This window comes from Mesorhizobium sp. M7A.F.Ca.US.014.04.1.1, assembly GCF_003998745.1.
Lineage (GTDB): Bacteria > Pseudomonadota > Alphaproteobacteria > Rhizobiales > Rhizobiaceae > Mesorhizobium > Mesorhizobium ciceri.
Window position 1 is genome coordinate 1 of record NZ_RZRW01000341.1, and the last position, 6454, is coordinate 6454.

Consider the following 6454-nt stretch of genomic DNA (forward strand, 5'->3'; position numbering starts at 1 on the left):
GCGCTGCCTTGCGTCAGCACCGCCATCGGCCTTTGGTTGATCGGCACCATGGCTGGCCTCAGTTCCGTCGGCGCCTCTCTATCGGCAACTTCGGTTGGCCTGCCCCAGACACTGTCGACACCGGGATCGCTCGCACTTGCCGATCCGCTGAAACAGCACTTTTTGAAAGCACCCTTCGTGCTGGCCAACGCCAATGGCGGCACTCAGGCCCTGCATGATCATTCGGTGCAGTGCGGCGCCAGCTGTTTCAAGCTGGCCAGGGTAAGCGCGCGGGCGGAAAAATCCGAACGCCTTGTAGCGCAGGCAAAGCCGATGCCCGCCGCCGTGAAGTCGAAGGCGCAGGAGCGCTTCGAACGCATGGAAGCGTCGCTTTCGCCGATGAAGCTGGCCGCTGCCTTTGCCGACGCCGGAAAGCCTGCCGCCAGTGCCAACACCCGCCCGGTGATCTCCACCGTCGCACCGCGAATTGCCGAGGCGTCGTTGGTGCCCTCCGTCCAGGTCACAGCCAGCCTGTCCGATAACATGCCAGTTCCGGCGGCCGAACGTTTCGCCCGGCTGGATACCGACTCGGTGGTCGTGCAGACCGCACCGCCGCCGATGGGTTTTGCCCAATCCGGTACGCCAGACAATTCGCAGTTGGCGCTTGCTCTGGTGCAGTCCCTGCCGGCCGACGACGAGGCGTTCGCCTCACCGCTGCCGATCGAGGAATCGTCAGCCGATGTCGTGGTTTCACCCGTCGAAACCCAGCAGGATCAACCCGGCGATGCCGCCGCGCTGCCGGACGCTCTGACCGACGACGTGCCGTTGCCGACCCGGCGTCCGCAATTCGACGCGCCGCAGCCCAAAGTGGTCCAGCAGGAGCCTAAGTCCGTCCAGCAGCCGAAATCCGTTCAGCAGCCGAAGCCGGCACGCGAGACGGTCCAGCAGGCCCAGCCGGCAAAACCGACGCGGCAAGGCCGGCCGGCCGATGGCGGCGATGTGCTGGCCTATGCCAAGCCCGACACCCCGTCGGGCGGCCTTGGCAAGGCGTTCAGGAACCTCTTCAACTCGCCAGCCGCCAGGAGCGGAGCCGGCAATGGCGTCGCCGTGTACGACATCAGCAGCGCGACCGTCTACATGCCTGACGGCTCGAGGCTCGAGGCGCATTCAGGCATCGGCGCCATGGCGGACCAGCCGCGTTATGCCGACCAGAAGAATCGCGGACCGACGCCGCCCAACACCTACAATCTGTCGATGCGCGAGTCGCGCTTCCACGGAGTGGAGGCCTTGCGCCTGACACCGGTCGATGGCCGCAACAAATACAATCGCAACGGCCTGCTGGCCCATACCTACCTGCTCCGGGGCCGCTACGCCCAGTCGAGCGGCTGCGTCGCCTTCAAGGACTATGCGCGCTTCCTCGCCGCTTTCAAGAAGGGCAAAATCAAACGCCTCGTCGTGGTGCCGCGCCTGAACGGGTCGGCGACGCAGGTCGCATCAGCCGCCAGGGGCGTGTAACGACAAGAGCTTTCGGGCGCCTTCCCGCTGCTCCTGACAGCCTGCTGTCAGGAGCAGCGCTGTCCGGCACGCCTCTCCCCACCGCGCTCTTTCCATTTTGGCCAGGAAATCCCATATTCGGGACATGGCCAAATCTCCCGATCAGAAAACGCCGCCGACGGCGAATGACGACCGCGCCGCGCCGAAGCGGCGCAGCCCGCTGACCGATTTCCTCGACGCCTCCGAGCCGCTGCACAAAGGCGGCTTCGCCGAGATGCCGCAGCCGGAGCTCTCTGGCACGCCGCTGACCGGTTCGATCGCGGATTGGGCCGAGCAGATCGAGCAGGAAGCCGAAAACGAAGGACGTCTTGTCGCCAAGGGTGACGGCGGCAAATCGCCGAAGCCGTCGAAGAAGATACCCGAGCGCTCAAGCTCGCCGGGGCGCAGTTCGCGCGGCACCTCGATGGGTGGCGCGGCGTCAGCCAGGGAGCGCACGGCAGCCGGCCTCAATCCGGTCGCCGGCCTCGACATCTCGCTGGAGGACGCCGAGACCATGGCCTCGGGCAGCGTCACCGCGACGGTGGCGGCACTGTCGGCGCTGATCGAATCCGGCAATCCGCTGCACAAGGACGGCGTGCTGTGGACGCCGCACCGCCCTGCCCGCCCCGAAAAATCCGAAGGCGGCATCGCCATCAAGATGGTGTCGGAGTTCGAGCCGGCCGGCGACCAGCCGACCGCGATCAAGGATCTGGTCGAAGGCGTCGATAACCACGACCGCACCCAGGTGCTGCTCGGCGTCACCGGCTCAGGAAAAACCTTCACCATGGCCAAGGTGATCGAGGAGACGCAGCGCCCTGCCTTGATCCTGGCGCCGAACAAGACGCTTGCCGCGCAGCTCTATTCCGAGTTCAAGAAATTCTTCCCGGAAAACGCCGTTGAGTATTTCGTCTCCTACTACGATTATTACCAGCCGGAAGCCTACGTCCCGCGCACCGACACTTTCATCGAGAAGGAATCCTCGATCAACGAGCAGATCGACCGCATGCGCCACTCGGCGACGCGTTCGCTGCTTGAGCGCGACGACGTCATCATCGTCGCCTCGGTGTCCTGCATCTACGGTATCGGCTCGGTCGAAACCTATACGGCGATGACCTTCCAGATGCAGATCGGCGACCGGCTCGACCAGCGCGCGCTGCTCGCCGATCTCGTCGCCCAGCAGTACAAGCGGCAGGACATCAACTTTGTCCGCGGCTCGTTCCGCGTGCGCGGCGACACCATCGAAATCTTCCCGGCCCACCTGGAAGACCGCGCCTGGCGCATCTCGATGTTCGGCGACGAGATCGAGCAGATCACCGAATTCGACCCGCTGACCGGCCAGAAGACCGGCGAGCTGAAAAGCGTCAAGATCTACGCCAATTCGCACTATGTGACGCCGCGCCCGACGCTGAACCAGGCGATCAAGTCGATCAAGGAAGAGCTCAAGCACCGGCTGGTCGAACTCGAACGCGCCGGCCGCCTGCTTGAGGCACAGCGGCTGGAACAGCGCTGCCGCTTCGACCTCGAAATGCTGGAAGCCACCGGCTCGTGCGCCGGCATCGAGAACTATTCGCGCTATCTCACCGGCCGCCAGCCGGGCGATCCGCCGCCGACGCTGTTTGAGTACATCCCCGACAACGCACTGGTCTTCATCGACGAAAGCCATGTCACCGTGCCGCAGATCGGCGGCATGTATCGCGGCGACTTTCGCCGCAAGGCGACGCTGGCCGAATACGGCTTCCGTCTGCCGTCCTGCATGGACAACCGGCCGCTGCGCTTCGAGGAGTGGGATGCCATGCGTCCGCTTTCGGTCGCGGTCTCGGCGACCCCTGGCGCCTGGGAGATGGAACAGGCCGGCGGCGTCTTCGCCGAGCAGGTCATCCGTCCGACCGGCCTGATCGATCCGCCGGTCGAGGTCCGCCCGGCCAAGAGCCAGGTCGACGATGTCGTCGGCGAGATTCGCGATACCACCAAGGCCGGCTACCGCACCTTGGTCACCGTGCTGACCAAGCGCATGGCCGAGGATTTGACCGAGTATCTGCATGAGCAGGGCATCCGCGTCCGCTACATGCACTCCGACATCGATACGCTGGAGCGCATCGAGATCCTGCGCGATCTGCGCCTCGGCGCCTTCGACGTGCTGGTCGGGATCAATCTTCTGCGCGAAGGCCTCGACATTCCCGAATGCGGCTTCGTCGCCATTCTCGACGCCGACAAGGAAGGTTTCCTGCGATCGGAAACCTCGCTGATCCAGACCATCGGGCGCGCCGCCAGAAACGTCGACGGCAAGGTCATCCTCTATGCCGACCAGGTGACCGGCTCGATGGAACGGGCGATGGCCGAAACCAACCGTCGCCGCGAAAAGCAGATGGAGTGGAACGCGGCCAACGGCATCACACCGGAATCGGTCAAGTCGCGCATCTCCGACATTCTCGATTCGGTCTACGAGAAGGACCACGTCCGCGCCGATATCTCGCAGTTCACCGACGGTGCCGGCGCCATGATGGGCAACAACCTCAAGGCCCATCTCGACGCGATGGAAAAGCAGATGCGCGATGCCGCGGCCAATCTCGACTTCGAGAAGGCGGCCCGCATCCGCGACGAAATCAAGCGCCTGCGTGAGATGGAACTGTCCATCTCCGAAGACCCGCTGGCCAAATACGCCGACATGGAAAGCCCGGCCTCCGGCCGCGAAAAGGGCAAGCACAACAAGGGCGTGGCCAAACATCGTACAGCAGAGGAACAGGAGCGTTTTCGCAAGCTCGACGCAGCGCGTGCCGCCGAAGAGGCAGCCAAGGCTGCCCGGCCCAACCTCTTCCGCAAGCCTGATCTCGACGAGATGGGCGCCGATGGCACTGTGCCGGTGAAAAAGCCGCTGTTTTCGAAACCCTCGATCGACGACATGGGTCCAGGTACCGACATGCCGACGCCGGCCGGCGCGGTGTCGCGCTCGCTGTTCAAGAAACAGTCGGCATCCGAGGCACATGGTTCCGATTTCGGCATTCCCGGGGACGCCACAAAGCCGCTGTTCAAGAAGAACTCGCTGGACGAGATGACGGTGCGGCGGACGGAAAAACCGATCGAAGGAAAAGTGCCGGCCAAGCCGCAGCCAATCTCCCCCCTCGTGGGGGACGAATCCGCCAAGCCAGTTGTTCGCCAGCGAACAGGCATTGGCTCCTACGAAGACCCCGCCGACGCCCGTCGGGAAAAGCGCCGGCCGGGTAAGACGGGTAGGCCGGGAAAGTAGCGCCTTCCCCTTCTCCCAGAAGGGGAAGGGAAGCGCTCCGCCGCCGCCGCATTCCGCCGACCCACTTGCCACCAGCCCCGCCTTTGGTGTAATCGCTCCGCATACTCAACGTCTTGTCTCGAAAGGAGGGCTCACGTGTTTACGTTTCATCGTCACCATCGTCAGCGTGGCCCGATTTCTGCCCTGCGAGCTTGCTTGCAGGGCTGACCAGGGACGGTCCGGGTTTTTCCCGCTTCGATTTTTTGGTCTGCCCTTCGTGGTGCGTAATGCCGAGCCTGATGGCCGGAAAGCGCACCGTCAAAGTGGACCGGAGTAGTCTCCGGCAAGACCAGAGAAATCAAATGGCCCTGATCAGCCTCAAATCCCTCGGCGTCACCATGAGTGCGCCGCTGTTTGCCAATCTCGACCTCACCATCGGCACCGGCGACCGGCTCGGCATTGTCGCCGCCAATGGCCGCGGCAAGTCGACTTTGCTGAAATGCCTGACCGGCGGGATGGAGCCGACCTCCGGTGACATCACCCGCACGCGCGGCCTGCGCGTCGGTCATGTCGAACAGTCGGTTGCCCCGGTCCTTCGCACCCGTACGTTCCGGCAGGTGGTGGCGGATGCCTTGCCGTCCGAGCAGGCCGAAAGCGAGATGTGGCGTGTCGACGTGGTTCTGGATTCACTCGACGTGCCCGAGCCGATGCGCGAGCGGCCAATGCAGGCGCTGAGTGGCGGCTGGCAGAGGCTTGCGCTAATCGCACGCGTCTGGGTCACCGATCCGGACGTGCTGTTGCTCGACGAGCCGACCAACCATCTCGACCTTGTCCGCATCAGCCAGCTCGAAACCTGGCTGAACACGCTGCCGCGCGAGGTGCCCGTCGTCATCGCCAGCCACGACCGCGCCTTCCTCGACGCCACCACCAACCGGACCCTATTCCTGCGCCCGGAACAGTCGCCGGTGTTTGCCCTGCCCTACTCCCGCGCCAGGCAGGCGCTCGACGAGGTCGATGCTTCGACCGAGCGCAAGTTCCAGCGCGACATGAAGGTGGCGCAGCAATTGCGCCGGCAGGCGGCCAAGCTCAACAACATCGGCATCAATTCGGGCAGCGACCTTTTGACGGTGAAGACCAAGCAGCTCAACCTGCGGGCCGAAAAACTGGAAGAAGCGGCCGCACCGGCGCACCGCGAAAAGTCGGCGGGTGCCATAAAACTGGCCAATCGCGGCACCCACGCCAAGGTGCTGATCACGCTCGACGACGCGGCTGTGGAAACACCCGACGGCACCCCGCTGTTTCGAACCGGCAAGCGCCATATCTGCCAGGGCGACCGCATCGTGCTGCTCGGCCGCAACGGCGTCGGCAAGTCGCGCTTCGTCACCCTGATCCGCAATGCCATTGTCGAACCGGACACGGTGCCGAATGTGAAGGTGACGCCGTCGACGGTGCTAGGCTACAGCGACCAGGCGCTGTCGGGCATCAGCGGCGACGACACGCCGCTGATGCTGGTCTCGCGCCGCTACGATGTCGGCGAGCAGCGTGCCCGCTCGCTGCTGGCAGGCGCCGGCGTGGTCATCGAGATGCAGGAGAAAAAGATCGGTGCGCTGTCCGGCGGCCAGAAGGCGCGGCTGATGATGCTGGCGCTGAGGCTCGCCAATCCCAACTTCTATCTGCTGGTCGAGCCGACCAACCATCTCGACATCGACTGCCAGGAAG

At 64.4% G+C, this 6454-nt stretch carries 3 protein-coding genes; all 3 read left to right on the forward strand.

Translation table 11 applies throughout. The annotated features are described in order from the left end of the window. A partial coding sequence (locus EOA22_RS21270) for a DUF2778 domain-containing protein (protein ID WP_127390203.1) occupies window positions 1–1494 on the forward strand: 1494 nt, incomplete at its 5' end. A gap of 124 nt (window positions 1495–1618) precedes the next feature. Continuing rightward, a complete protein-coding gene (gene uvrB, locus EOA22_RS21275) occupies window positions 1619–4756 on the forward strand; it encodes an excinuclease ABC subunit UvrB (protein ID WP_063168832.1) in 3138 nt (1045 codons plus the stop codon). A 341-nt stretch (window positions 4757–5097) separates the two neighbouring features. Further along, a partial coding sequence (locus EOA22_RS21280) for an ABC-F family ATP-binding cassette domain-containing protein (RefSeq protein WP_164755702.1) occupies window positions 5098–6454 on the forward strand: 1357 nt, incomplete at its 3' end.